At 74.5% G+C, this 24,143-nt stretch carries 23 protein-coding genes; 16 read left to right on the forward strand and 7 right to left on the reverse strand.

Annotation, left to right across the window (positions count from 1 at the left end; genetic code table 11):
- The first annotated feature begins 49 nt into the window (after window positions 1–49).
- The 3 genes from HUT16_RS07970 (at window position 50) to HUT16_RS07980 (ending at window position 2,783) form a co-directional block, all read left to right on the forward strand.
- Entirely contained in the window at window positions 50–1,537 is a 1,488-nt protein-coding gene (locus HUT16_RS07970; protein ID WP_254897698.1) for an NAD(P)/FAD-dependent oxidoreductase, read from the forward strand.
- Between the two features lie 202 nt (window positions 1,538–1,739).
- On the forward strand, window positions 1,740–2,003 hold the full coding sequence (locus HUT16_RS07975) for a DUF1876 domain-containing protein (protein ID WP_176186823.1): 264 nt from the start codon (window positions 1,740–1,742) through the stop codon (window positions 2,001–2,003).
- Between the two features lie 123 nt (window positions 2,004–2,126).
- On the forward strand, window positions 2,127–2,783 hold the full coding sequence (locus HUT16_RS07980; protein ID WP_176186825.1) for a Pr6Pr family membrane protein: 657 nt from the start codon (window positions 2,127–2,129) through the stop codon (window positions 2,781–2,783).
- Between the two features lie 62 nt (window positions 2,784–2,845).
- Here the strand turns inward: HUT16_RS07980 and HUT16_RS07985 are convergent, their stop codons facing one another.
- The gene (locus HUT16_RS07985; protein ID WP_176186827.1) at window positions 2,846–3,658 is read right to left on the reverse strand and encodes an IclR family transcriptional regulator; all 813 of its coding nucleotides are present in this window, start codon (window positions 3,656–3,658) and stop codon (window positions 2,846–2,848) included.
- A gap of 202 nt (window positions 3,659–3,860) precedes the next feature.
- Between HUT16_RS07985 and HUT16_RS07990 the strand changes: the two genes are divergently transcribed.
- The 3 genes from HUT16_RS07990 (at window position 3,861) to HUT16_RS08000 (ending at window position 7,133) form a co-directional block, all read left to right on the forward strand.
- Window positions 3,861–5,159, forward strand: coding sequence for a sugar ABC transporter substrate-binding protein (locus HUT16_RS07990; protein WP_176192552.1), 1,299 nt, complete (start codon window positions 3,861–3,863; stop codon window positions 5,157–5,159).
- Window positions 5,160–5,241: 82 nt separating this feature from the next.
- A complete protein-coding gene (locus HUT16_RS07995) occupies window positions 5,242–6,219 on the forward strand; it encodes a carbohydrate ABC transporter permease (RefSeq protein WP_176186829.1) in 978 nt (325 codons plus the stop codon).
- Window positions 6,220–6,248: 29 nt separating this feature from the next.
- Entirely contained in the window at window positions 6,249–7,133 is an 885-nt protein-coding gene (locus tag HUT16_RS08000) for a carbohydrate ABC transporter permease (RefSeq protein WP_254897699.1), read from the forward strand.
- A 39-nt stretch (window positions 7,134–7,172) separates the two neighbouring features.
- Here HUT16_RS08000 and aroA read toward each other — a convergent pair whose 3' ends face one another.
- Both aroA and HUT16_RS08010 read right to left on the reverse strand, forming a co-directional pair.
- Window positions 7,173–8,405, reverse strand: a complete 1,233-nt coding sequence (aroA, locus tag HUT16_RS08005) for a 3-phosphoshikimate 1-carboxyvinyltransferase (RefSeq protein ID WP_176186831.1) — start codon at window positions 8,403–8,405, stop codon at window positions 7,173–7,175.
- 205 nt (window positions 8,406–8,610) lie between these two features.
- Entirely contained in the window at window positions 8,611–10,227 is a 1,617-nt protein-coding gene (locus HUT16_RS08010) for an ABC-F family ATP-binding cassette domain-containing protein (protein ID WP_176186833.1), read from the reverse strand.
- A gap of 352 nt (window positions 10,228–10,579) precedes the next feature.
- Between HUT16_RS08010 and HUT16_RS08015 the strand changes: the two genes are divergently transcribed.
- The 4 genes from HUT16_RS08015 to HUT16_RS08030 all read left to right on the forward strand — a co-directional run bounded on the left by HUT16_RS08015 (window position 10,580) and on the right by HUT16_RS08030 (window position 14,189).
- Window positions 10,580–11,008: a DUF4240 domain-containing protein gene (locus tag HUT16_RS08015; RefSeq protein WP_176186835.1), complete on the forward strand. Its 429-nt coding sequence runs from the start codon at window positions 10,580–10,582 to the stop codon at window positions 11,006–11,008.
- 70 nt (window positions 11,009–11,078) lie between these two features.
- Complete coding sequence (locus HUT16_RS08020) at window positions 11,079–12,725, forward strand: ABC-F family ATP-binding cassette domain-containing protein (protein ID WP_176186837.1); 1,647 nt, start codon at window positions 11,079–11,081, stop codon at window positions 12,723–12,725.
- Window positions 12,726–12,879: 154 nt separating this feature from the next.
- Window positions 12,880–13,500: a nitroreductase family protein gene (locus tag HUT16_RS08025; protein WP_254897700.1), complete on the forward strand. Its 621-nt coding sequence runs from the start codon at window positions 12,880–12,882 to the stop codon at window positions 13,498–13,500.
- Window positions 13,501–13,595: 95 nt separating this feature from the next.
- On the forward strand, window positions 13,596–14,189 hold the full coding sequence (locus HUT16_RS08030) for a GNAT family N-acetyltransferase (RefSeq protein WP_176186841.1): 594 nt from the start codon (window positions 13,596–13,598) through the stop codon (window positions 14,187–14,189).
- A 125-nt stretch (window positions 14,190–14,314) separates the two neighbouring features.
- Here HUT16_RS08030 and HUT16_RS08035 read toward each other — a convergent pair whose 3' ends face one another.
- Window positions 14,315–14,947 (reverse strand): TetR/AcrR family transcriptional regulator, encoded by a 633-nt coding sequence (locus HUT16_RS08035; protein WP_176186843.1) that lies wholly within the window; start codon window positions 14,945–14,947, stop codon window positions 14,315–14,317.
- Window positions 14,948–15,086: 139 nt separating this feature from the next.
- On the opposite strand from HUT16_RS08035, the gene HUT16_RS08040 reads away from it, so the two are divergent.
- Window positions 15,087–15,719, forward strand: a complete 633-nt coding sequence (locus HUT16_RS08040) for an FMN-dependent NADH-azoreductase (protein WP_176186845.1) — start codon at window positions 15,087–15,089, stop codon at window positions 15,717–15,719.
- Window positions 15,720–15,771: 52 nt separating this feature from the next.
- Here HUT16_RS08040 and HUT16_RS08045 read toward each other — a convergent pair whose 3' ends face one another.
- Entirely contained in the window at window positions 15,772–16,599 is an 828-nt protein-coding gene (locus HUT16_RS08045; RefSeq protein ID WP_254897701.1) for an MOSC domain-containing protein, read from the reverse strand.
- 199 nt (window positions 16,600–16,798) lie between these two features.
- Here HUT16_RS08045 and hemC point away from each other — a divergent pair, with 199 nt between their 5' ends.
- On the forward strand, window positions 16,799–17,734 hold the full coding sequence (gene hemC / locus HUT16_RS08050) for a hydroxymethylbilane synthase (RefSeq protein ID WP_176186849.1): 936 nt from the start codon (window positions 16,799–16,801) through the stop codon (window positions 17,732–17,734).
- Window positions 17,735–17,898: 164 nt separating this feature from the next.
- Window positions 17,899–19,215 (forward strand): hypothetical protein, encoded by a 1,317-nt coding sequence (locus HUT16_RS08055; RefSeq protein ID WP_254897702.1) that lies wholly within the window; start codon window positions 17,899–17,901, stop codon window positions 19,213–19,215.
- Here HUT16_RS08055 and HUT16_RS08060 read toward each other — a convergent pair.
- Window positions 19,112–20,362, reverse strand: a complete 1,251-nt coding sequence (locus HUT16_RS08060; protein ID WP_254897703.1) for an MFS transporter — start codon at window positions 20,360–20,362, stop codon at window positions 19,112–19,114. The genes HUT16_RS08055 and HUT16_RS08060 overlap by 104 nt on opposite strands.
- 89 nt (window positions 20,363–20,451) lie before the next feature.
- Here HUT16_RS08060 and HUT16_RS08065 point away from each other — a divergent pair, with 89 nt between their 5' ends.
- Window positions 20,452–21,213 carry a DeoR/GlpR family DNA-binding transcription regulator gene (locus HUT16_RS08065; RefSeq protein ID WP_176186853.1) on the forward strand — a complete coding sequence of 254 codons (762 nt, stop codon included), beginning with the start codon at window positions 20,452–20,454 and terminating at the stop codon, window positions 21,211–21,213.
- Between the two features lie 354 nt (window positions 21,214–21,567).
- Here HUT16_RS08065 and HUT16_RS08070 read toward each other — a convergent pair whose 3' ends face one another.
- Window positions 21,568–22,512, reverse strand: a complete 945-nt coding sequence (locus HUT16_RS08070) for a hypothetical protein (protein WP_176186855.1) — start codon at window positions 22,510–22,512, stop codon at window positions 21,568–21,570.
- A 364-nt stretch (window positions 22,513–22,876) separates the two neighbouring features.
- On the opposite strand from HUT16_RS08070, the gene HUT16_RS08075 reads away from it, so the two are divergent.
- Together HUT16_RS08075 and HUT16_RS08080 are read left to right on the forward strand one after the other, a co-directional pair.
- Window positions 22,877–23,497: a hypothetical protein gene (locus HUT16_RS08075; protein ID WP_176186857.1), complete on the forward strand. Its 621-nt coding sequence runs from the start codon at window positions 22,877–22,879 to the stop codon at window positions 23,495–23,497.
- 43 nt (window positions 23,498–23,540) lie between these two features.
- On the forward strand, window positions 23,541–24,104 hold the full coding sequence (locus tag HUT16_RS08080; protein WP_176186859.1) for an NUDIX domain-containing protein: 564 nt from the start codon (window positions 23,541–23,543) through the stop codon (window positions 24,102–24,104).
- The last annotated feature ends 39 nt before the right edge of the window (window positions 24,105–24,143 follow it).

The raw sequence follows: 24,143 nt of genomic DNA on the forward strand, positions 1-24,143 counted from the left end.
TGGCGATCATGGAGGTGTTCCGTCCGTCCGCCGTCCAGGGAGCCGCCCCGTGTCCGCCAGCGTGTCCGCCAGCGCAGCGTCCGACGGCGCCGAGCACCTGGACGTGCTGGTCGTCGGCGCCGGGATCTCCGGCATCGGCGCGGGTCGGCACCTCGCGGTGGAGCACCCGGGCCGGAGCTTCGCGATCCTGGAGGCCCGGGACGGCTGCGGCGGCACCTGGGACCTGTTCCGCTACCCGGGGGTGCGCTCCGACTCCGACCTGTACACCTTCGGCTACGCGTTCAAGCCGTGGCGCCACCGGGAGTCGATCGCCCGCGGCCCGCAGATCCTCGACTACCTGCGGGAGACCGTCCGCGAGCACGGCCTGGAGCGGCACATCCGCTACCGGCGGCGGGTGGTCGGCGCGTCCTGGTCGACCGAGCGGGCCCGCTGGACGGTCGAGGTCGAGCACACCGGCACCGGCGAGCGGACCGTGCTGACCTGCGGCTGGCTGTTCTGCGCCGCCGGGTACTTCCGCTACGACCGCGGCCACACCCCGCACTTCGCCGGTCTGGACCGCTTCGCCGGCCCCGTCGTCCACCCCCAGCACTGGCCCGCCGACCTCGACCACGGGGGCCGGCGGGTGCTGGTGGTCGGCAGCGGCGCCACCGCCGTCACGCTCGTCCCGGCGCTGGCCGAGCGGGCCGCGCACGTGACGATGCTGCAGCGCACCCCCACGTACGTGATGCCGGTGCCGCGCCGGGACGCCGTCGCGGTGCTGCTGCGCCGGGTGCTGGGCGAGCGGCGCGGCCACGCCCTGGCCCGGCGCCGCAACATCGCCAAGCAGCACGCCGTCTGGGCGTTCTGCCGCCGCCACCCGGGGGCCGCCCGGCGGATCATCCGCCGGGCGAACGTCCGCCGCCTGCCGCCCGGTTACCCCGTCGACGAGCACTTCCGTCCGCCGTACGACCCGTGGGACCAGCGGCTGTGCGCCGTCCCCGACGGCGACCTGTTCGGCGCGATCGGCTCCGGCCGGGCGTCCGTGGTCACCGACCGGATCGAGCGCTTCACCGAGCACGGGGTGCGGCTGGCCTCCGGGCGGGAGCTGGCCGCGGACGTGGTGGTCACCGCGACCGGCCTGGAGGTGCGGCCCTTCGGCGGCATCCCGCTGCGGGTGGACGGGGTGGCGGTGCGGCCCGCCGGGACGGTCGCCTACAAGGGCGTGATGCTCTCGGGCGTGCCCAACTTCGTGTACGCGATCGGCTACCCCAACGCCTCCTGGACGCTCAAGGTCGACCTGCTGTGCGCCCACTTCGGCCGGCTGCTGGCGCACATGGACCGGCACGGCCACCGGATCTGCCGTCCCGAGGTCGCCGACCCCGGGATGCCGCTGCGGCCGCTGCTGGACTTCGCCGCCGGCTACCTGCGCCGGGCCGCCGACCTGCTGCCCCGCCAGGGCGACCGGGCCCCCTGGCGCACCCCCAGCGGCTACCGCGAGGACGCCCGGCTGCTCGGCGCGGGGCCGGTCACCGACCCCGAACTGCACTTCTCCTCCTGAACCCGCGCCCGAACCCAGACCCGCGCCGCACCCGCGCCGCACCCAGACCCGGACCCGGCGCCGAACCCGTGCCCGCACCCGACCCGGACCCGCCGACCGGGGCCCCGCCCCGTTGACGCCCGGCCGGCACCGGCGGAGGCTGGAAGGGAGCCAGGCGCACCGGCCGCCCGTGCGCCGGTGCGCGCCCGGAAGGTGAACCGCCATGCAGAACCACTGGGTCGTCGACCTGACCTTCGACGAGGACGAGTCCCGCACCACCTGCACCGCTTCGCTCAGCGGCTTCAGCGCCCCCGGCGCCCGCGGCACCGGCATGGCCCGGCGCAACCCGGGCGACGACGCCGACACCGCGATCGGCGAGGAACTCGCGGCCGCCCGCGCCTGCAACGACCTCGCCCAGCAGTTGATCGGGCGTGCCGCGACCGGCATCGAGGGCCACACCCACACGCCCGCGCAGCTGTCCTTCTGAGCCGCCGCCCGGTGCGCACCACCCCCGACCGGTGATCTTTTCCGACCGCCGAACCGACGGGTAGAGTGCGGCGATCTGTCGTGCCCACGGGGGGCACCACCGAAACGAACGTCCGGTGACCGCATGACTCTCTGGGCCCGTCCCGCCGCCTGGTGGCGCAGCGCCATCGTCCTGTCCGCGTTCCTGGGGATCTTCCTCAGCAACAGCTCGCTGGTGTACTTCACCATCCAGAGCAACGTGGTCGTGCTCGGCTACTTCCTCGCCGCGCTCTACTGGATGGCCAAGCGCGACACCGCCGACGCCCCGGCGCCCCGCCTGCGCGGCGCCGCCGTCCTGTACATCACGATCACCGGCATCGTCGCGCACGTCCTGCTCAACCACGGCGAGAACCCGATCCCGGGCCTGTTCTCCGGGCCCGAGCGGCTCCAGCACTGGTCGAGCTTCTTCCTGCACTACACCACCCCGGTGCTGGTCCTGGTCGAGTGGCTGCTGCTCTCCCCCCGCAACGCCTCGCGCTGGCGCGACCTGCCGCGCTGGCTCTCCTACCCGCTCGGGTACGCGGTCCTGACCGAGACCCGCGCCGTCCTCTTCCCGGACTTCCCGGTCCGCTACCCCTACTTCTTCCTCGACCCCACCGAGAAGGGCTACGCCTGGGTCGGCCTCCAGATGGTCGAACTCGTCGCCGAGTTCGCCGTCCTCGGCGCCCTGGTCATCGGCCTCGACCGCCTGGGCACCCGACTCCGCCGCACCCCGGTGGCCGACGCCGCCAAGACCGTCTGAGGGTTCGCACGCCCGCCCCGTCCACCCGCCGGTGAGCGGGGCGGAGCCGTCAGCGGGAGGCGTCAGCGGGTGGAGCCCATCCGGCGGGAGACCCGGGCGGCGGTGGCGGCGACGACGGGGCCGAGTTCGCGGGCGCGGGCGGCGGTGATGCGGGAGGTGAGGGCGGAGGTGGAGATGGCGCCGATGACGGTGTTGTTGTGGTCGAAGACGGGCGCGGCGATGCAGCGGACCTCGGGCTCGTTCTCGCGGTCGTCGACGGCGTAGCCGCGGGTGCGGATGCGGGTGAGGTCGGCGCGCAGCGCGGCGGCCGAGGTGAGGGTGCGGGTGGTGATGGCGGGGAGGCCGTCGGCGACGACGGTGGCGAAGGCGTCCTCGGGGAGCCAGGCGAGCATGGCCTTGCCGACGGCGGTGCAGTACATGGGGGCGCGGCTGCCGATCCGGGAGGCCATCCGGACGGCGGTCTCGTTCTCGACCTTGTCGACGTAGACCACGTACGGGGTGTCGGGGACGCACAGGTGGACGGTGCCGCCGACCTCGCGCATCAGCTGGTGGGCCTCCTCGGAGGCGGCGGTGCGCAGGTCGAGGGTGGCGAGGTAGGCCTGGCCGAGCTGGAGGGCGCCGGGGCCGAGCCGGAAGTGGCCGGTGTCGCGGTCGCGGGCGAGGAGTTGGGCGTCGACCAGGGGGGCGGCCAGCCGCAGCACGGTGGACTTGGACATCTCCAGGCCGTCGGCGAGCGCGGTGAGGCTGAGGTCGGTGCCGGCCGCCGCGTGGTCCCGGACGTGTTCGAGCACCGCGAGGGCGCGGCGCAGCGACGCGGACTGGTTGCGTTCCGGTCGGCCCTCGGCGGGTCGGCTCTCGGCGGCGGTGCTGGTCATGGGGTGTGACGCTACGGCGCGCACCGCCCCGGTGCCAGTTCCGCAGCACATCGTTTTGCAGTGCAGAACTTTCGCGGTCTGCTCTTGTCGCCGTGCCCGGCGAGTTTCTAACGTCCCGCTCACACCGATCCCCCACTGCATGTCCCGGTTCGTCCCGGGGTGCGCAGGTGCGTCCCGCTGCGGCGAGGAGATGACGTTGAGCATGAAGAAGCTGGCCCGTGGTGCCGCCCTTGCCGTGCTGGCCGGCACCGTGGCCACGGCCTGTGCGCCGGGCACCGCGAAGAACACCACCTCCGCGGACAAGCAGACCGGCACCGTGAAGGTGTGGCTGTACGACGAGGCGAACCGGGCGCCGAAGGAGCAGGTGGTGGCGCAGGCCGTCGCCGACTTCAAGGCGAAGCACGCGGGCGTCGAGGTCGAGGTCTCGTACATCCCGACCGACGCCGGTCCGCGCGCGGAGAAGATGAAGGGCGCGTTCAACGACCCGTCCTCGGCCCCGGACGTGGTGGAGTTCGGCAACACCGACCTGTTCGGCTACACCGCCTCGGGCGGCCTGGCCGACATCACCTCCGACCTGGCGGGCTGGGACGAGGGCAAGGACCTGCCGCAGGACCTGAAGGACACCGCGGTGGTCGACGGCAAGACGTACGGCCTGCCCTGGTGGCTGGGCGTGCGGGCGCTGTACTACCGCACCGACGTGTTCACCGAGCTGGGCCTGCAGGCGCCGACCACGTACGACGAGCTGAAGTCGGCGGCGGAGAAGGTCCGGGCCGCGCACGGCGACATGCTGGGCATCGCGGTCGGCGGCAAGTACACCTTCGGCGCGCTGCCGTTCGTGTGGGCCAACGGCGGCGACCTGGCGGCGCAGGGCGGCTCGGCGTACACCTCGGCGATCGACTCGGCGGCGTCGCAGGCGGGCGTGAAGGCGTACACCGACCTGTTCACGGACGCGATCTGCCCGGCGCAGCAGTGCGCCGACCTGACCGGCGGCAAGACCGTGGAGTCGTTCGCGGCGGGCAAGGCCGGCATGGCGATCCTGCCGAACTCCTCGCGCAGCGCGGTGGAGGCGGGCGCGGCGGCCGGCAAGTACGCGATCGTGCCGCTGCCGGGCACCGCGGCCGGGAAGATCGCCCCGGCGTTCTCCGGCGGCAACGACCTGGGCGTGATGAAGTCGACCCAGCACCGCAGCCTGGCGTCCGACTTCATCAAGGAGCTGGCGTCGAAGAAGAACCAGCTGGCGCTGTTCGACGCGATGGGCAACCTGCCGACGCTGTCCTCGGCGCGCGCCGAGGTGGTGCAGAAGCAGCCGTGGCTGAAGCCGTTCACGGACACCATCGAGGCCGGCACCAAGTTCGTCCCGAAGGACGCCGCCTGGGCCAAGATCGACGCCCAGAACGTGGTGCCGACGATGCTGCAGAAGGTCATCACCGGCAAGTCCGACGTGGCCGGTGCCACCAAGGAGGCCGCCGCCGCGATGAACGCCTCGTTCAGCGGCAAGTAGTCCCGGGCCCGTCACCGACCGGACGTCACCGGCCGAACGTCACGGGCCGTAGAAGAAGCCGTAGAAGAAGCGGAAGTTGTCGATGCCTGCCACGACCGTCACCGCCCGGGCGGACCACGGGGACTCCTCCCCGGTCCGCCCGGCGGGCGGCGCCCCCGCACCGGGCCGCCGCCGTACCGGGCCGCTGTCCCGGATCCCCGTCCCGCTGTGGCTGCTGCTGCCGGCCGCCCTGGTGCTGATCCCGCTGTTCGGCTACCCGCTGTACCAGCTGGGCCTGCTGTCGGTGCTGAAGTTCGGGCAGCCGCAGGCGTCGGGCGGAGTGCCGACCGAGTTCGTCGGACTGTCGAACTACACCGACGTACTGGGCGACGCCCAGTTCTGGACGGTGCTCGGCCAGACCCTGGCGTTCGCCGCGTTCTGCGTGCTGGCCACCCTGGCGGTCGGCGCGACCTGCGCGGTGCTGCTGACCCGGGTCGGCCGGTGGCCGCGGCTGATGCTGATGTTCGGCGCGCTGGGCGCCTGGGCGGCGCCGGCGATGACCGGCTCCACGGTGTGGATGTTCCTGCTGGACACCAACTCCGGCCTGGTCAACGAGGTCCTCGGCACCCAGGGCCACAACTGGATGTACGACAAGTGGTCGGCGTTCGCGATGGTCGCCGTGGTCGTGGTCTGGCACAGCTTCCCGTTCGTGATGATCACCCTGTACGCGGGCATCCAGGCGATCCCGGACTCCGTGCTGGAGGCCGCCCGGCTGGACGGCGCCGGGACGGTCACGGTCTTCCGGAAGATCATGCTGCCGATGCTGCGGCCGCTGCTGGTGATCGTGGTGATCCAGTCGATCATCTGGGACTTCAAGGTCTTCACCCAGATCTACGTGATGACCGGGGGCGGCGGCATCGCCGGCCAGAACCTGGTCCTCAACGTCTACGCCTACCAGAAGGCGTTCGTCGCCGAGAACTACAGCCTCGGCGCGGCGATCGGCGTCCTGATGACGCTGATCCTGCTGGGCGTCACCGCCGTCTACATCCGCAGCCTGCGCCGCTCCGGGGAGGAACTGTGACCGGCAAGTCCCTTTCGGCGAAGCCGTCCATGACGAAGCCGTCCGCGGCGAAGCCGTTCTCGGCCAAGCGCCGTGACAACCGGGTGCTGCGGCAGGGGGCGAACACCGCCGCCGTGGTGCTGGCCCTGCTGACGGTGTTCCCGCTGTACTGGATGGTGCTGTCGGCGCTGAAGCCGAAGGGCGAGATCACCTCGGCGCACCCGCGGCCGTGGACGTTCGCGCCGACGCTGGAGAACTTCCGCAACGCGCTGGGGGTGTCCGGCTTCGGCCGGTACTTCCTGAACAGCCTCGCGGTGGCGGTGGTCGTGGTGGTGGTGTCGGCCGCGATCGCCTTCCTGGCGGCGGTGGCGCTGTCCCGGTTCAAGTTCAGGTTCAGGACCACGATCCTGATCATGTTCCTGGTGGCGCAGATGGTGCCGGTGGAGGCGCTGACCATCCCGCTGTTCTTCCTGGTCCGGGACATCGGCTCGGTGGCGCCGGGCTTCGGCCTGTCCTCGCTGGGCTCGCTGATGCTGGTGAACCTGGCGTTCTCGCTGCCGTTCGCGGTGTGGATGCTGCGCGGGTTCGTCGCCGCGGTGCCGGAGTCGCTGGAGGAGGCGGCCCGGATCGACGGGGCGAGCCGGTTCACCATCCTGTGGCGGATCCTGTTCCCGCTGGTGGCCCCCGGCCTGGCGGCGACCAGCGTGTTCTCGTTCATCACGGCGTGGAACGACTTCGTGTTCGCGAAGACGCTGATCCTGGACACCGACCACCAGACGCTGCCGGCCGCGCTGATGGTGTTCTTCAAGCCGGACGAGAACGACTGGGGCGGCATCATGGCCGCCTCGACCCTGATGACGGTGCCGGTGCTGGTCTTCTTCGTGCTGGTCCAGCGGCACATGGTGTCGGGCCTGGGCGGCGCGGTGAAGGACTGACCCCCACCGCGCACCACCCCGGTTCGCCGCCCGGGCGGCTCAGCTCTCCGGCCGGGCCGCCCAGGCGGCGAACGCGTCGTGGAAGCCGGGGAAGGTCTTGCGGACGCAGCCCGGGTCGTCGAAGGTCGTGCCCGGGGTGCGCAGCCCGGCCACCGCGAAGGACATCACGATCCGGTGGTCGCCGCGGGTCTCGATCTCGACCGGCTTCGGCGTGCCGGGGCGGATCTCGATCCAGTCCCGGCCGGTGGCGACGTCGACGCCCTGGCGGCGCAGGTTCTCCGCGCAGGCGTCGAGCCGGTCGCACTCCTTGATCCGGGTGTTGTAGACGTCCTCGATCCGGATCGGGCCGGAGGCGAACGGGGCGATGGCGGCCAGCGTCGGCATGGTGTCGGAGATGTCGCGCATGTTGACGGTGCCGCCGGTGAGCGTGCCGCCGGTGACGGTGGTGGCGTCGGCCCCGATCTCGACCTTCGCGCCGAGCCGCTCCAGCACCTCGACGAACTTCAGGTCGCCCTGCAGCGCGCCGCGGCCCAGACCGGGGACGGTCACCTCGCGGCCGGTCAGCGCGGCGGCGGCGAAGAAGTACGAGGCGGTGGAGGCGTCCGGCTCGATCGGGTACGCGGCGGCGGTGTAGCCGCCCGCCGGGACGTCGAACACGTTCCCCTCGCGGGCCACCTCGACGCCGAAGCTGCGCATCATCGCCAGGGTGATCTCGACGTACGGCGCGGAGACCAGGTCGGTGACGTGGATCCGCAGGCCGGTGCGGGTGAGCGGGCCGAGCAGCAGCAGCGCCGTCAGGTACTGCGAGGACAGCCCGGCGTCGAGCGTCACCTCGCCGCCCTCGACGCCCGCCGCGCGGACGCTCAGCGGGTGGTGGCCCTCGGCGCCGTGGTGCTCCAGGTCGACGCCGAGGTCGCGCAGCGCGGTGGTGAGCGGGCCGAGCGGGCGGCGGCGCATCTGCTCGGACGCGTCGAAGTGGAAGGTGCCGTGCCCGGCGGCGGCCAGCGTCGGCAGGAAGCGCGCCGTGGTGGCGCCGTCCCGGCAGAACACCGCGGCGCCGTCGGCCCCCGGCCCCTGCGGGCGCCCGGTGATCCGCCACTCCCGGGCCTCGCGCTCCACCCGGTACCCGAGCGCGAGCAGCCCCTCGGCGAAACCCTCGGTGTCGTCCGACACCAGCGGCCGCGCCAGCGTCGTCACCCCGTCCGCCGCCGCGGCCAGGAACAGCGCACGCGCCGTCACCGACTTCGAACCGGGGATCTCGACCAGCGCCACGGCGCACACTCCAGCGGGGAACGACAACAGGACTCCCCCGATCCTGCCCTCCCGGCCCCCTGCGGGGCCCGCGCGTCCCACTGGGCGGACACCGGAATGGACACCGGCATGGGCACCGGCATGGGCACCGGGGCGGACAGCGGGACGCACGGCCGGGACGGCGGGCCGGGCGGGGCCGGTCAGTGCGGGTGGTCAGTGCGGGTGGTCAGTGCAGGTCGGCCGGGTGCAGGTCGTCTCCGTTCCATTCCAGTCGGCGGGTGATGCCGATCTCGCGGAGGAAGGGGAGGTCGTGGCTGGCGACGATCAGGGTGCCGCGGTACCCGGCGAGGGCCTGGGTGAGCTGGCGGACGCTGGACAGGTCGAGGTTGTTGGTGGGTTCGTCGAGCAGCAGGAGCTGCGGGGGCGGGTCGGCGAGCAGGAGGGCGGCCAGCGTCGCGCGGAAGCGCTCGCCGCCGGAGAGGGTGCCGGCCGGCTGGTCGGCGCGGGCACCGCGGAACAGGAAGCGGGCCAGCCGGGCCCGGATCTCGTTGTCGGTGGCGGCGGGGGCGTGCGCCTTGACGTTCCGGAAGACCGTTTCGGTGTCGTCCAGGACGTCCAACTGCTGTGGGAGGTGGCGCAGTTGCACCGGGGTGGTGACCATGCCCTCGGCGGGGGCGAGTTCACCGGCGATGGTGCGCAGCAGCGTGCTCTTGCCGGAGCCGTTGCGGCCGGTCAGCGCGATCCGCTCGGGGCCGCGCACCTCCAGGTCGATCCGGCCGCGGCCGCCGTGCGCGAGGCGGACGCCCTCCAGGGCGAGGACGGTGCGCCCGGCGGGGACGGCGGTGCGGGGCAGGTCGATCCGGATCTCGGCGTCGTCGCGGACGGCCTCCTCGGCGATGGCCAGCCGCTCCTTGGCCTCGTTGAGGCGTTCGGTGTGCATGCCGCGCAGGCGGCCGGCGGTCTCCTCGCCCTTGCCCTGGAGCTTGTCGGCCAGCGCCTTGGGGTCGTTGCGGCGCACCGAGCGCTGCTTGCCGTAGGCGGCGGACTTGGCGAGCCGCTGGGTGGCCTCGACCAAGTCCCGCTTCTGGCGCTTGACGTCGGCCTCGGCGTTGCGGACGACGCGTTCGGCGGCCTCCTGCTCGGTCTCCAGGGCCTCCCGGTAGGCGCTGAAGTTGCCGCCGTACCAGGTGACTCCGCCGTCCCGCAGGTCGGCGATCTGGTCGACCCGCTCCAGCAGTTCGCGGTCGTGGCTGACCAGCAGCAGCACGCCGGGGAAGGCGGCCACCGCGTCGTACAGCCGGGCCCGGGCCTGGACGTCCAGGTTGTTGGTGGGCTCGTCGAGCAGCAGCACGTCGGGACGGCGCAGCAGCAGGGCGGCGAGGTGCAGCAGGACGGCCTGGCCGCCGGAGAGCTCGCCGGTGGTGCGGTCGAGGTCGAGACCGGTGAGGCCGAGGCGGTCGAGGGTGGCGCGGGCGCGCTCCTCGACGTCCCAGTCGTCGCCGACGGCGGTGAAGTGGCGCTCGTCCACGTCTCCGGACTCGATGGCGTGCAGGGCCTCGCGCCGGGCCCGGATGCCGAGCGTCTCGTCCACCCGCTGGTCGGCGGCGACCGTCAGGTCCTGTGGCAGGTAGGCGAGTTCGCCCGCGACGCGGACGGTGCCGGCGGCGGGGGCGAGCTCTCCGGCGATCAGCCGCAGCAGCGTGGACTTGCCGGCGCCGTTGAGGCCGACCAGCCCGGTGCGGCCGGGGCCGACGGCGAGGTGGAAACCGCTCAGCACGGAGCGGCCGTCGGGCCACTCGAAGCCGAGGTCGGTGCAGAGGATCGAGGTGGTGGGTTGCGCCATGTGGGCCTCCTGGAGGTTGCCGCGCGTGGATGGGGAGCAACACGGGAGACACCGGGGACGCGGGAGCGCGGAGGGCCGTCGCGGGGAACGCCGCTGGAAACGGAGAACCCGCACGGGAGCCGTGGATCGCTGCCCTGCCGAGGTCGCACTCGCGCCCGCACGCTCAACGGACCCGGAAAGGACACGGGTGTGGCGTGGCGCGGTGTCTCATGACCTCAGACGAGCAACGGCCTTCTCCAGACGTGCGGGGATGCAACGCCTCCGAGGGTACGCAGCCCCGCGCGCGGCGCGCAACGGAATTAGGTCCCGGCTCCCCGGCCCGCTGTCGGTGGCCCCCGGCACACTGGGCGCCGTGGACGAGGACGGGTTCTGGCAGCTGCTGGAGGAGTGCCGCCCGCCCGGGGCGGACCCGGACGCGGAGCGCCTGGCCGCCGCGCTGGAGGAGCGCCTGTCGGCCGGCCCGGTCGCGGCGCTGGCCGGGTTCGCCGAGCGGCTGTCCACCGCGCTGTACCGGCTGGACCGCCGCGAGCTGGGCGAGGGGCTGGGCGGCGACGCCTTCCGGTACGCCCGGGCGGCGGTGGTCGCCGACGGCCGCGCCGCGTACCGGGCGGTGCTGGCCGATCCGCGCCGCTTCGCGCCGTACGCCGAGGAGTTCGTCTGGGCCGAGCCGCTGCTGTACGTCCCGGACCGGGCGTACCGGCGGCTGGCCGGCGGGGAGTGGCCGCGCGCGACGGCGCACAGCTACGAGTCGTACTCCAACGCCGGGGGCTGGGGCCGGTAGCGGGCCGCCCGTCCGCCGGGCCGGGCCGCCGGGCCGGGGTGCCCGGGCCGCCGCCTAGAATCGACCCATCATGACTGCCACTCTCGTCGTCAAGGACCTCGCCGCCGGCCACGGTGAGCGCACGCTGTTCTCCGGGTTGGACCTGGTCGTCGCCCCGGGGGACGTGATCGGCCTGGTGGGGGTGAACGGCGCCGGGAAGTCGACCCTGCTGCGGCTGCTGGCCGGGCTGGACGCCCCGGAGGGCGGCAGCCTCCGGCTGAGCCCGCCGACGGCGAACGTCGGGCACCTGCCGCAGGAGCCGGAGCGCCGGGAGGGCGAGTCGGTGCGCGACTTCCTGGCCCGCCGCACCGGTGTCGCGGCCGCACAGGCCGCCCTGGACGAGGCCACCGAGGGCCTGGTGGAGGGCCGCCCGGGCGCGGACGACGCCTACGCGGCGAACCTGGACCGCTGGCTGGAGCTGGGCGGCGCGGACCTGGAGGAGCGGGCCGAGGAGGTCGCCGACTCGCTGGGCCTGAAGGTCTCGCTGGACCTGCCGATGACGGCGCTGTCCGGCGGCCAGGCGGCCCGCGCGGGCCTGGCCTCGCTGCTGCTGTCGCGCTACGACGTGTTCCTGCTGGACGAGCCCACCAACGACCTGGACCTGGACGGCCTGGAGCGGCTGGAGTCGTTCGTGAAGGGCCTGCGCGCGGGCACCGTGCTGATCAGCCACGACCGCGAGTTCCTGGCCCGCACCGTCACCCGCGTCCTCGAACTCGACCTGCACCAGCAGCAGGTGAACCTGTACGGCGGCGGCTACGACGCGTACCTGGAGGAGCGGGCGATCTCCCGGCGGCACGCCCGCGAGCAGTACGAGGAGTACGCGGACACCAAGTCCGGTCTGGAGGCGCGCGCCCAGATGCAGCGCAACTGGATGGAGCACGGCGTCCGCAACGCCCGGCGCAAGGGCGGCGACAACGACAAGAAGGCCCGGGCGCAGCGCGCCGAGTCGACCGAGAAGCAGGCCGCGAAGGCCCGGCAGACCCAGCGGATGATCGAGCGCCTCGACGTGGTGGAGGAGCCCCGCAAGGAGTGGGAGCTGCGGATGGAGATCGCCGCCGCGCCGCGCTCCGGCTCGGTGGTGGCCACGCTGCGGCAGGCCGCGGTGAAGCGCGGGGAGTTCGCGTTCGGCCCGGTGGACCTCCAGGTCGACTGGGCGGACCGGGTGGCGATCACCGGGGCGAACGGCGCGGGCAAGTCGACGCTGCTGGCGGCGCTGCTGGGCCGGCTGGAGCTGGACTCGGGCTCGGCGTCGCTGGGTTCGGGCGTGCTGATCGGCGAGGTGGAGCAGGCCCGCGGGCACCTGTTCGGCACGGACGCGCAGCAGCCGCTGCTGGCGGCGTTCTCGGCCGCCGTGCCGGAGCTGAACCCGGAGGACGTGCGCACCCTGCTGGCCAAGTTCGGCCTGAAGTCGGTGCACGTGCTGCGTCCGGCCGGGACGCTCTCCCCGGGCGAGCGGACCAGGGCGGCGCTGGCGCTGCTCCAGGCCCGCGGGGTGAACCTGCTGGTGCTGGACGAGCCGACCAACCACCTGGACCTGCCGGCGATCGAGCAGTTGGAGTCGGCGCTGGCCTCGTACACCGGCACCCTGCTGCTGGTGACCCACGACCGGCGGATGCTGGACACCGTGCAGGTGAACCGGCGCCTGGTGGTCGCGGACGGGCAGGTCACCGAAGCCTGAGGGCCCGGGACTTGCCGGTAATCGCCGACCGCGCCCCGGCCCCTTCCGCCGGGGCGCCCGGCGTGCTGGGGTGGCGCGCATGGCTGACAGTGCACCCGCTCCGGTTCCGTCCCGCCCGACGGCGCCATCCCACCCGACGACGCCGCACCACCCGATGAGCGTCCCCGCCCACGAGGCGGCGGACCGCTGCCGGGACTTCCACCAGGTGATGGCCCGGCGCCGCACCGTGCGCGACTACTCGACCCGCCCGCTGCCCGAGGGGGTGCTGGAGTGGGCGGTGCGGACGGCGGCGACCGCGCCGAGCGGCGCGCACGTGCAGCCGTGGCGGTTCGTGGTGGTCACCGATCCGGAGCGCAAGCGGCGGCTGCGGGAGGCCGCCGAGGCGGAGGAGCGGGAGTTCTACGACCACCGGGCGTCCGCGGAGTGGCTGGCGGCGCTGGCCCCGATCGGCACCGACTGGCGCAAGCCGTTCCTGGAGGACGCGCCCGCGGTGATCGTGGTGTTCGAGGTGCACAAGGGCCCGCACTCGCCGCGCCCCTACTACACCAAGGAGTCGGTGGGCATCGCGGTGGGTTTCCTGCTCTCCGCGCTGCACCAGGCGGGCCTGGCCACGCTGACCCACACGCCCAGCCCGATGCGCTTCCTGAACGAGGTCTGCGACCGCCCGCCGGAGGAGCGCGCCGCGTACGTCATCCCGGTCGGCTACCCCGCCGAGGACGCCCGGGTGCCCGACCTGGTGCGCAAGCCGCTGGACGAGGTGATGGTCCGGCTCTGACCGGGGCGAGCGGGGCGCCGGCGGGGTGCCGGACCGGGGCGGCGTCCCGGATATCCGCTGGTGGGAGCGGGCGGGCGTGGCGCATACTCCCGTCCATGAGTCACTCCTCCGACGCGCCCGACCACGCTGTGCGAGCGGTCACCGCGGGCCGCCCGCCCGAACTGCTGCCCGTCGGCGGCGGCGTGCACCTGCGCCGCCGCGGGTCGGCGGACGCCGCCGCGCTGAACGCCGCGGTGATCGCCAACCTCGCCCACCTGCGCCCGTGGATGCCCTGGGCGCAGCACGTGCCGACGCTCGCGGAGAGCGAGCAGATCGCGGCGCGCGGCGTGGAGGCCTGGGAGGAGGGCACCGACTTCCTGTACCTGCTGGGCCTGGACGCGGACCCGGCCGCGATGGTCGGCGCCTTCGGCCTGCACAGCCGGATCGGCCCCGGTGCGCTGGAGATCGGCTACTGGGTGCACCACGAGCACACCGGCCGGGGCCTGGCCACCGCCGCCGCCCGCGCCCTGACCGGCGCGGCGCTGGCCCTGCCCGGGATCACCCGCGTCGAGATCCACTGCGACGAGTCGAACGCCGCGAGCGCCGCCGTCCCCCGCAAGCTCGGCTACCTGCTGGACCGGATCGACGAGGAGGCCCCGACCGCCCCCGCCGAGACCGGCCGCAAGATGGTCTGGCTGACCCGCGGCTGAGCCGCCCGGGCGGGAACCCGCGGAGCCGCCGGACCGGAACCGCCGGGCCGGAACGCGCGGAGCCGCCGAGCAGGAACCCGCGAAGCTGCCGGGCCGGAACACGCGGAGCCGCCCGGGCGGCCCGCTCAGCGGCGGGCGATCCGTTCGACCAGGGTCTGCCAGCCGTCCCCGAGCAGGGCGCCCAGGTCGTTGTCGCCGCACCCGGCGGCCCGGCCCCCGGGGGGCTGGTCGGCGACCAGGAAGAGCAGCGCGGGGCCCTCCAGGGCGCTGGCGAGCTGCAGCGAGAGGGTGTCCGGGTCGGGGAGGCCCAGGGCGGCCTGGCCCAGCAGCATCCGGATGTGCGGGCGGGAGAAGTTCGGGCCGACCGCGGGCGGGACGGGGCCCTTGCGCTCGAACGCGGCGCGGGCGATCTCGTGGCGCTCCAGCAGGAAGCGGGTGCGGGCGCGGCCGTAGGCGATCAGCCGGTCGACCGGGTCGCCGCCGGGCCCGAGCGGGGGCGGGCCGGACAGCACCTGGCACTGGAAGCGCTGCTCCTCGGCGTCGAGCAGGGCGCGGAAGATCCCGGCCCGGGTGCCGAAGCGGCGGAACACGGTGCCCTTGCCCAGCCCGGCGCGTTCGGCGAGGCCGTCCATGGTGACGTGGTCCGCCCCGAGCTCGGCGATCATCGCGCGGGCGGTGCAGAGCAGGACTTCGCGGTTGCGGGCGGCGTCCGCGCGCTCGGCGGGGGGTGCGCCGAAGGGGACCAGGGGGCTGTCCATGGTCACAATTTACCCGGCAGCAGAAACGGGGTAAAGTCCGCTTACGTCGAGTGCGGCGCCTCCCCGGCCCGCACCTCCGCCCCGCCGTGCCCGCCCGCGCCCGCCGTTCCCCGGCGGGGCGCGAACCGAGGAGACCGTCATGAACCTGTTCCGCCTGGACGCCAGCATCATGCCCGGCGCCTCCACCAGCGCCGAGCTCGCCAACGCCGCCGAGGCCGAGTGGACCGCCGCCCACCCCGAGGGCACCGTCACCCGCCGCAACCTCGGCACCGACCCGCTGCCCGGCGACGTCTGGGCCACCGCCACGCTGGCCGCCTTCACCCCCGAGGACCAGCGCACCCCCGAGCAGCAGGAGGCCGCCGCCCTCGGCGCCGCCCTCGCCGAGGAGCTGCGCGCCGCCGACGCCGCGATCATCGCCGTCCCGCTCTACAACTGGGGCGTCTCCCAGCACTTCAAGACCTGGGTCGACCTGGTCATCGCGGGCGCCGGCCCGACCGCCGAGCTCCTCAAGGGCAAGCCGGTCGTCCTGGTCACCTCGCTCGGCGGCGGCTTCGCCCCCGGCACCCCGCGCGAGGGCTGGGACCACTCCACCCCGTACGTCGAGCGCATCCTGCGCGACGTCTGGGGCGCCGACCTCACCACCGTCCGCCGCGAGCTGACCCTGGCCGCCGTCAACCCGGCGATGGAGAGCCTGCGCGGCCTGGCCGCCGAGTACCACTCGCAGGCCCTGGACGCCGCGTCCGCCGCCGGCAAGGGCCTGGTCCGCGTCTGACCGCCCCGCGGGGCCGCCGTCGCCCTGCCCGCGCCGCGCGTCCCGTCCGGGTTCAGAGCTCCGACCCGCCCCAGGACGTGACGCGCACCTCGTCGCCCACCGACAGTCCGCCGGGGCGCAGCACGGCGTACTTCGCGCCGAAGGCGACGCCGCCCCCGGCGGCCCGGCGGTAGGTGGCCAGGGTGCGCAGCGGCTCGGGGCCCGCCCTGGCGCCGGTCCGCTGGTCGACCATGACGACGGCGCAGCGGATCGCGAGCTTGGCGTAGCCGAGTTCGGTGCCGGCGATGCCGATCCGGTGGGCGCGGTCCTCGGTGTGGGGGGCGTCCCAGCCGTCGACCACGATGTTCGGGCGGAACCGCTCCATCGGGACGGGGGCGGCGCCGGACTCGCGCAGCCGCTCGTTCAGCCGGTCCAGCGTGGCCCGGGAGAGCAGGTGGACGGCGCGGCTGTCGGCGTAGCCGGAGGTGCCGGGCGTCCGGCCGTCGGTCACCCGGTCGTGGTCGGCCGGCACCCGCACCAGTCGGCTCGGGGCGCGGAGCACTTCGGACAGCCAGGCGGCCACCTCGTCGCCCTGGTCGATGCCCCTGAACGGCGCCCCGAACAGGTCCACGTCCCTGGGAGGGCCGGCGGTGTCGACCTCGATCGCGACCGGCGCCGCGCCCGGGCCGTACAGGACGAGCTTCGCTCCGTCCGCGCTGACCTCCGGGCGGATCGAGGCCAGCAGCGGGTCACGGCGCTGGGTGCGGAAGACGCCCTCCTCGCTGGTGACCATGAAGCTGCGGTCGTGCGCGAGGCCCGCGGGAGTGAGCACCGCGCTGTGCAGCGGCGTTCCGGCGCACCCCTTGACGGGGTAGGACAGCAACTCGACGACCTCGGCCACCCGGCCGCCCCCTCCTCGCGCTCGCACTGCGCTCATGGCGCAGTGCCGCCGTACCACCGTGCCGCCGTGCCGCAGTGCCGCAGTCGGCGTGCTCTCGCGACCGTACGGGCGTTCGCGGCCGGACCGCAATCCGAATTCCCCCCGGGTGTCCGCCCGGCCCCGGCGCGGGCCGACGCGTATGACGACCTATCATCTCGACATGCCCTCAGCCGAGTTGGTCCGCATCGTCTCCCGCTCCTCGCCCATGGCGCTCGCCCAGGTGGAACGCGTCCGCGCCGAACTGGCCGCGCTCCATCCGGGCATCCGGACCGAGGTCGTGCCCGTCACCACCTCCGGCGACCGCTGGCCGGGCGACCTGGCCGCGCTCGGCGGGAAGGGCGCCTTCACCAAGGAGGTCGACCAGGCGCTCCTCGACGGTGCGGCCGACCTCGCGGTGCACTGCCTCAAGGACGTCCCCGCCGACCGCCCGCTGCCGGCCGGCACCACCTTCGCCGCCCACCTGCGGCGCGACGACATCCGCGACGCCCTGGTCCACCCCGGCGGCCTGACCCTCGACCAGCTCCCGCCCGGCACCCGGATCGGCACCTCCTCCGTCCGCCGGATCGCCCAACTCGCCGTCTCCCACCCGCACCTGGAGACCGTGCCGATCCGCGGCAACGCCAACGGCCGCCTCGCCAAGCTCGCCGCGGGCGAGGCCGACGCCCTGCTGCTGGCCGTCTCCGGCCTGGAGCGCATCGGCGCCACCGACCGGATCAGCGAGGTCCTCGACGTCGACGCGATGTGCCCCCCGATCGGCGCCGGCATCCTCGCCCTGCAGTGCCGCGAGGACGACACCCGCACCATCGACACCGTCTCCGGCCTCGGCCACCACGGCACCTGGCGCGAGGCCGCCGCCGAGCGGATGTTCCTGCACGTCCTGCAGGGCCACTGCAACTCCCCCATCGCCGGGTACGCCGAGGCCGAGGCCGACGGCACCCTCTCCCTGCGCGGCCAGGTCTTCACCCCGGACGGCAAGCGCGTCCTCAAGGCCCACGAGTGGGCCGGAGCGCTCTCCCCCGAGGACCTCGGCACCTCCGTGGCCCTCACCCTCAAGCGCGCCGGGGCCGCCGAGATCATCGACGCCATCCCGCACTGACCCGGCATCCTGCACTGACCCGCCGCCGTCGGCAGCCGTTCGGGCTCCGGGAGGTACCCGCTCAACCGAGGTTCTCCCCCCGGCCCGGACGGGTTCCGGACCGGCCCGCTCCGGGCCCGGGCAACACCGGCGGGCCCGGCCGGGGCGGGTGGCAGGATGCCGGGATGGACGAGATCGTGCGCGCCGCGGGCGCGTTGCTGGGCCGGCCCCTGCGGGACCCCGTCGACCTCGGCGGCAGCGCGCGGAGCACCGTGCTGCGCTGCCGGACGGCCACCGGCGGCAGCGTGATCGTCAAGGCGTTCGCCGACGGCCCCGAGGCGCGGCGCGCGTACACCGGCGAGACGGCCGGGCTCTCGTTCGGCCTGGCCGGGCCGGAGCTGCTCGCCGCGGACCCCGGGCGTCGGCTGCTGGTGATGGCGGACCTGGGGGACGCGCCCACCCTGGCGGACCTGCTGCTGGGCACCGACCCGAAGGCCGCCGAGCGCGGCCTGCTGGAGTGGGCCGGGGGCCTGGGCCGGCTGGCGGCCCGTTCGGTGCCGCGGCGCGCCGAGTTCGCGGCCCTCTGGCAGCGCCACGACCAGGGCCTGCCGAGCTGGGAGGACGAGCCGTGGCAGCGGCGGAACATCGGCGCCTTCCTGGAGCTGCTCACCGAGTGCGGGCTGACCGCCCCGCCGGGGCTGGCCGACGAGTTGGCCGCGGTCGGCACCGCCGGGGGCGAGCGCTACCCCGGTTTCTCCCCCGGGGACACCTGCCCCGACAACAACCTGATCACCGGGGAGGGCCTGCGGCTGATCGACTTCGAGGCGGCCGGCTACCAGTCGGTCTTCCTGACCGCCGCCTACTGCCGGATGCCGTTCTCCAGCTGCTGGTGCGTCTACCGGCTGCCGGCCGGTCTGGCCCGGCGGATCGAGGAGTCCTACCGGTCCGAGGTGGTGGCGCCGTACCCGGACCTGGCCGACGACGCGCTCTGGGAGGACGGGATGGCCCGGGCGGCGGTGGTCTGGACGGTCGACTCGACCGTGCACCTGCTGCGCCGCGCGCTGCCCGGGGACGGGCCGATGCACCGCACCCGCCGGCCGGTGCCCACCCGGCGCCAGGTGCTGCGGCACCGCTGGACGAGCGCGCTCGACCTGGCGGGGTACCCGGCCTTCACCGCGACCGTGCGGCTACTGCTCGCCGAACTCGCCGCGGGGTGGGAGGTGCCCGCGCTGCCCGGCTACCCGGCGTTCCGCGCGGCCGCGGGGTCCGAGGCGGATGCCGGGTCCGGGCCCGAGGCCGGGCCCGATGCCGAGGCCGTCCGGCCGGGGCCGGGCACCTCCGCGGGGAGCGCCCGGCCGCGGGCGGCCTGTGCGGCCCCGGCCCGGGCCGCACAGGCGGTCAGTGGGGGCCGCGCACCAGGGCGCCGGAGTCGGCCGGGTCGGCGGCGGCGGGGGCACCCGGGGTGGTGGTGCCGCGCAGCACACCGGCGGTGGCGGCGGTGACGGCGCACAGCAGGGTGAGCAGCAGGAAGGCGTGGTTGAGCGCGGTGAGGTGGGTGAGCCAGCCGATCACGGCGGGCCCGGCGAGCATCCCGAGGTAGCCGAGTCCGGCGACCCGGGAGACGTTGGCGCCCGCGGCGGCGGGGTCCGCGTGCCCGGCGGCGCTGAGCAGTTGCGGGACGCAGCCGGACAGGCCGAGGCCGAACAGCGCCCAGCCGAGGAAGGCGGCCCACACCCAGGGGGTGAGCGCGGCGAGCGTGATGCCGACGGCGGCGGTGAGCGCGCCGTACCGCAGGACGGCGGTGGAGCCGTACCGGGTGACGATCCGGTCGGCGAGCAGGCGGCCGGTGGTCATGGCGGCGGCGTAGGTGCCGTAGGCGAAGGCGGCGGTGGACGCGGGGGTGCCGAGCACGTCCTTGAGGTGCAGGGCGCTCCAGTCGTTGGCGGCGCCCTCGGCGAGCATGACTAGCAGGGCCAGCACGGCGAAGATCCGGATCTGTCGGCGGACCGTGCCGCGGTCGACGGCCGCGGGCGCCGCGGCGTTCCCGGCATCGGCATCGGCATCGGCAGCATCGGCGGCGGCGGCGGTCGCGGCGCCGGGCAGCAGGGCGCGGGCGGTGAGCAGCGCGGTGGCGAGGCCGAGCGCGCCGAGGACGGCGAGGGTGGCCGCCGGTCCGGCCCCGGCGGCGGTGGCCGCCGCGGCGGCGAGGGCGGCGATCACGCCGCCGACCGAGAAGGTGGCGTGGAAGCCGGACATGACGGGCCGTCCGTAGGCCCGCTCCACCTGCACGGCGTGGGCGTTCATGCTCACGTCCAGGCAGCCGTTGGCGAAGCCGAAGAGCAGCAGCGCGCCCGCCAGCGTCCAGGGGTCCGGGGCGAGACCGGGCAGCACCAGGCAGGCGGCGCACAGCGCGCCGGAGGCGGGGACGACGGTGCGGGCGCCGAGCCGGTCGGTGAGGCCGCCCGCGGCCCGCATGCCGCCGAAGGCGCCGAGGCCGAGCAGGACGAGCAGTCCGCCGAGGGCGGCGTGGCCGATGCCGACCCGGGCCTCGACGGCGGGGATGTGCACGACCCAGACGCCCGTCAGGGTGCCGCACAGGACGAAGTAGACATAGGTCGCCACCCGGGCGGCCCGGAGCGAGCGATCCATGCCGTCGACCATAACGAACATTTTCGATGTGCGAAACCACGCTATCGAACAGCTTGCCTGTTCGCTTCGAGCTGCGGTTCACTTCCGGTATGAACACCGCGGAGCGCCACACCCTGATCGCCCAGACCGTCCGCGACGCGGGCAGCGCCACCGTCCTCGAACTCGCCCACCTCACCGGCGCCTCCGAGATGACCGTCCGCCGCGACCTCGACACCCTCGCTGCCCAGGGCGCCCTGGAGCGCTTCCGCGGCGGCGCCCGCACCCTGCTGCTGCGCGGCGAGGAGCCGCCGTTCGCGCTGCGCGCCCGCGAGGCCGTGGACGCCAAGCGCCGGATCGCCGCCGGGGTCAGCGCGCTCATCGCCGACGGCGAGAGCGTCCTGCTCGACAGCGGCACCACCTGCCTGGAGGTCGCCCGGCTGCTGCGCGAGCGCCCGGTCACCGTGATGCCGCTGTCGCTGCCCGCCGTGCACGTCTTCGGCGACGCCCCCGGGCCGGCCACCCTGCTCGTCCCCGGCGGCCGCCCGCGCGCCGCCGAGGGCGCGCTGACCGGGCCGCTCGCCCTCGCCTCGATCAACGCGCTGCGCTTCGACACCGCCGTGCTCGGCTGCTGCGCCCTGAGCGCCGCCGACGGGCTGACCGCGTACGACCTCGACGACGCGACCGTGAAGCAGGCCGCGATGGCCGCCGCCCGCCGCACGGTCGTGGCCGCCGACGGCGGCAAGCTCGGCCGCACCGCCTTCGCCCGGGTCGCCCCGGCCGGGAGCCTGCACACCCTGGTCACCGACGGCGCCGCCCCGGCCGAGGAGCTCGCCGCGTTCGAGGCCGCCGGCACCGCCGTGGTCGGCGTCTGACCCGCCCGCCGCCCGCCGCCCCCGGCAGGGGCCCGGCACCAGTGGTGTCGGCGAAGGGAGCCTTAAGGGCAGCTCAAGTGGGCCGGGAACGCTTGACGGGCCTCGGCGGGCCGGGCATTTTGAGTGCACGGAAACGGTCCTGCCGCTCCGCGCAAGGAGTTCGAAATCCGCCTTCCGGGGCGGCTGTTGAGAACCAACCCCCACACGGCCCGGCCGTCGCGCTCCCCCACAGTCAGTAAGCGCGATCGGCCGGGCCGGTTCGTCTCCACCCCCGCGGGAACGGCCACCGGGCCGGAGCCGCGGCGGCTCCGGCCCGGTGGGCGGTGGTGGGGTGGTACCGGGGACGACGGCGGGTCAGGAACCGGAGTCCGAGCCCGCGGCCATCAGCTCGGCGAAGTCGACGGTGTCGCTCGCCGGCGGGGCGCTGACCTTGATCGCGGTGCCGTAGTCGGAGTAGACGGCGGTCGAGGTGACCTTGCCGGCCTTGCTGTCGAACTGCTCGATCTTCTTCAGCAGCAGGTTGTCCTTGCTGATCCAGATCTCGATGTGCTCGGTGCTGATCCCGGCGGCGCTGAACTGCTTCTCCAGGGCGTCGATCTGGTCCTGGGTCAGGCCCTTGGTGGTGGCCGCGGTGATGTCGGTCGCGCTGAGGTCGCCGGTGTACTTGGTGGCCTCGGTGCCGTTGACCTTGTCGGTGCCGGCCTTGGTGATCTGGCCGGAGGCGATCAGGGCGCGCACCGAGGAGATCGGGTCGGCGTTCTGGATCTGGTTCTTGAGGCTGTCGCCGGCCGGGCCCATCAGCTTGGTGAGGTCCGCGTAGCCGTACTTGATCCAGTGCGCGCCGCCGAGCTGGCCGGCCATCGCGTCGCCCATGTTGATGTACATCGCGTCGCTGAGGTAGCGGGCGCTCATCTTGCCGTCGCTGCCGGCCTTGGCCAGGGACTCGCCCATCGCGCCGCCGCCGATGCCGCCGCTCATCTCGCCCTGGAGGCCGTTCTCCCAGGAGAGGGCGCCCTTCATGCTGGTGGTGGAGGTGCCCATCTCGTTGGTGACCTCGACCTTGGCGGACTTCGCGGCGGCGGTCTTGTCGCTCACCGACTTGAGCAGCGAGACCGCGTCCACGGCGCCGCCCAGCGCGCCGGACTTGTCCGCGCCCGAGCCGGTGCTGCCGGCCTCGGCGCTCTTGTTGCCCGACCCGGCCAGGCCGCCGTCGGAGTCGTTGTCGTTGCAGGCGGTCGCGGTCAGCGCGAGCAGGGCGACGGAGGTGGCGGCGAGGAGCACGCGTCCGGTCTTGAACATCTGGTTCTTCTCCCCCTGGGGAACGTCCCGGCACGGTGTCTCCGGGTCCGGGTGGTGTCCGGCCCGGTGGTTCCGGGGCCCGGACGGGATGCGATCGGTGCGGAGGCGTTCCTCCGGCAGCTCGGACGTGTCGGCCGGGGCGGCGGCTCCGGCCGTCGCCGCGGCGGGTGCCGCTGCGGTCACCCGGCCCGACACGCGGGCAGTGCTGGGTTTCCCCCTAATACCGTTCTCATCCCTCTTTCATACTTCGTGCCGGACTCTAGCCGATCCCCACGACAGACCGGCAACGGAACGGTCCGCGTTCGGTAGCAGAACGGTCCCCGCCGGACCGCCGTCCGCCGTCCGCGCGGCGAGCATGGGCCCCGTGCCGAACCCCGACGCCGCCGCGCCCGCCGGGGCCCGCGCGCTGACCGGCGAGTTGGCCGAGCCCGGCCGGTACGGGCGGCGGCCGGCGGCGTTCGGCGCGGTGCTCACCGGCCGGGCCGACCTGCTCGGCGGCCGGCCGACCGACCCGGACCGGGTGGTGCGCGGCCGGGCGATCGACGCGCTGCGCACCGTACCGGAGTTGGGCCGGGCGGTGCCGGACGCCTACCTGCGGGCGCCGTACGCCGTCCGGCGGGAGCTGCGCGAGGCACTGGTGCGCGGACGGCACGCGGAACTCGTCGCCGCCCGACTGCTGCCGGCCCGGGCGCACGACGGGTTCGGGCACCTGCTGGCGGCGGACGCCGAACGGGCCACCGCCCGGCTGGCCGCGCTGCGCGAGCACGCCGGGCCCGAGGTCCGGGACGCCGCCCGGGCGGTGGTCGTCGCCCCCGAGTGCCCCCGAGTGACGCCGACGGGTGGCGCCCGCGAACGACACCGCCGAACGACGCTCACGAACGGCGTCCACGAACGACACCGCCGCGCTACACCCCGTCAGGTGAACCACCGGCGTGCCGGGTTGACGGACCGCCACGAGAGGGTGACGTTTCGTTCGCTTCGTTGACCATCCGGGTCCGTTCGGGTGCGTCCAGGACTACGATCGATCGATGACGGACACCACACGCAGAACAAGCGACAGCACCGAACTGGCGGCCAGGTACCCGGCCCTGCACGCGCCGCAGCGCTGGGAGTGGGGCGGCATCGACGCCCAGTTCACCGCCGACCTGCCACCCGACGAGCTGGTCACCAACATCCACCTGGTCGGCTTCGCCGAGGGCCGGGTCGTCCTGTGCCGGGACGTCCGCGGCCACTGGTTCCTGCCGGGCGGCACCCGGGAGGCCGCCGAGAGCGTCGAGTCCTGCCTGGAGCGCGAGTTGCGCGAGGAGGCCGGCGCCCGGCTGCTCGGCCCGCCGACCTGGATCGGCCACCACCTGGCCGTCAGCGACGGGGCGGTGCCGTACCGCCCCTGGCAGCCGCACCCGGTCAAGGCCTGGCTCTGGGGCTGGGCGGACGTCCTGGTCGACTCCGAGCCCACCAACCCGGACGACGGCGAGCAGGTGGTAGAGGTGCGCCCGGTCGCCCCGGAGGAGGCCCAGCGCCTGCTCTCCCAGTACCGCGAGCCCTGGTGGCCGGAGCTCGTCGCGCTCGCCGTCGAGTCCCGCACCGCCTGACGGCGGTCGGGCCCCACCCCGCGGGGCCCGACCGGCGCG

The organism is Kitasatospora sp. NA04385 (genome assembly GCF_013364235.1).
Taxonomy (GTDB): domain Bacteria; phylum Actinomycetota; class Actinomycetes; order Streptomycetales; family Streptomycetaceae; genus Kitasatospora.

What these genes read in the sequence shown, in the direction of transcription:
- HUT16_RS07975 (WP_176186823.1), top strand. Translation starts at nt 1,740, where the DNA reads ATGCAGAACCACTGGGTCGTCGACCTGACCTTCGACGAGGACGAGTCC.
- HUT16_RS08030 (WP_176186841.1), top strand. Translation starts at nt 13,596, where the DNA reads ATGAGTCACTCCTCCGACGCGCCCGACCACGCTGTGCGAGCGGTCACC.
- HUT16_RS07995 (WP_176186829.1), top strand. Translation starts at nt 5,242, where the DNA reads ATGCCTGCCACGACCGTCACCGCCCGGGCGGACCACGGGGACTCCTCC.
- HUT16_RS08035 (WP_176186843.1), bottom strand. Translation starts at nt 14,947, where the DNA reads ATGGACAGCCCCCTGGTCCCCTTCGGCGCACCCCCCGCCGAGCGCGCG.
- HUT16_RS08055 (WP_254897702.1), top strand. Translation starts at nt 17,899, where the DNA reads ATGGACGAGATCGTGCGCGCCGCGGGCGCGTTGCTGGGCCGGCCCCTG.
- HUT16_RS08020 (WP_176186837.1), top strand. Translation starts at nt 11,079, where the DNA reads ATGACTGCCACTCTCGTCGTCAAGGACCTCGCCGCCGGCCACGGTGAG.
- HUT16_RS07985 (WP_176186827.1), bottom strand. Translation starts at nt 3,658, where the DNA reads ATGACCAGCACCGCCGCCGAGAGCCGACCCGCCGAGGGCCGACCGGAA.
- HUT16_RS08065 (WP_176186853.1), top strand. Translation starts at nt 20,452, where the DNA reads ATGAACACCGCGGAGCGCCACACCCTGATCGCCCAGACCGTCCGCGAC.
- HUT16_RS08010 (WP_176186833.1), bottom strand. Translation starts at nt 10,227, where the DNA reads ATGGCGCAACCCACCACCTCGATCCTCTGCACCGACCTCGGCTTCGAG.
- HUT16_RS08025 (WP_254897700.1), top strand. Translation starts at nt 12,880, where the DNA reads ATGAGCGTCCCCGCCCACGAGGCGGCGGACCGCTGCCGGGACTTCCAC.
- HUT16_RS08060 (WP_254897703.1), bottom strand. Translation starts at nt 20,362, where the DNA reads ATGGATCGCTCGCTCCGGGCCGCCCGGGTGGCGACCTATGTCTACTTC.
- HUT16_RS08070 (WP_176186855.1), bottom strand. Translation starts at nt 22,512, where the DNA reads ATGTTCAAGACCGGACGCGTGCTCCTCGCCGCCACCTCCGTCGCCCTG.
- hemC (WP_176186849.1), top strand. Translation starts at nt 16,799, where the DNA reads ATGCCCTCAGCCGAGTTGGTCCGCATCGTCTCCCGCTCCTCGCCCATG.
- HUT16_RS08080 (WP_176186859.1), top strand. Translation starts at nt 23,541, where the DNA reads ATGACGGACACCACACGCAGAACAAGCGACAGCACCGAACTGGCGGCC.
- HUT16_RS08040 (WP_176186845.1), top strand. Translation starts at nt 15,087, where the DNA reads ATGAACCTGTTCCGCCTGGACGCCAGCATCATGCCCGGCGCCTCCACC.
- HUT16_RS08000 (WP_254897699.1), top strand. Translation starts at nt 6,249, where the DNA reads ATGACGAAGCCGTCCGCGGCGAAGCCGTTCTCGGCCAAGCGCCGTGAC.
- HUT16_RS07990 (WP_176192552.1), top strand. Translation starts at nt 3,861, where the DNA reads ATGAAGAAGCTGGCCCGTGGTGCCGCCCTTGCCGTGCTGGCCGGCACC.
- HUT16_RS07980 (WP_176186825.1), top strand. Translation starts at nt 2,127, where the DNA reads ATGACTCTCTGGGCCCGTCCCGCCGCCTGGTGGCGCAGCGCCATCGTC.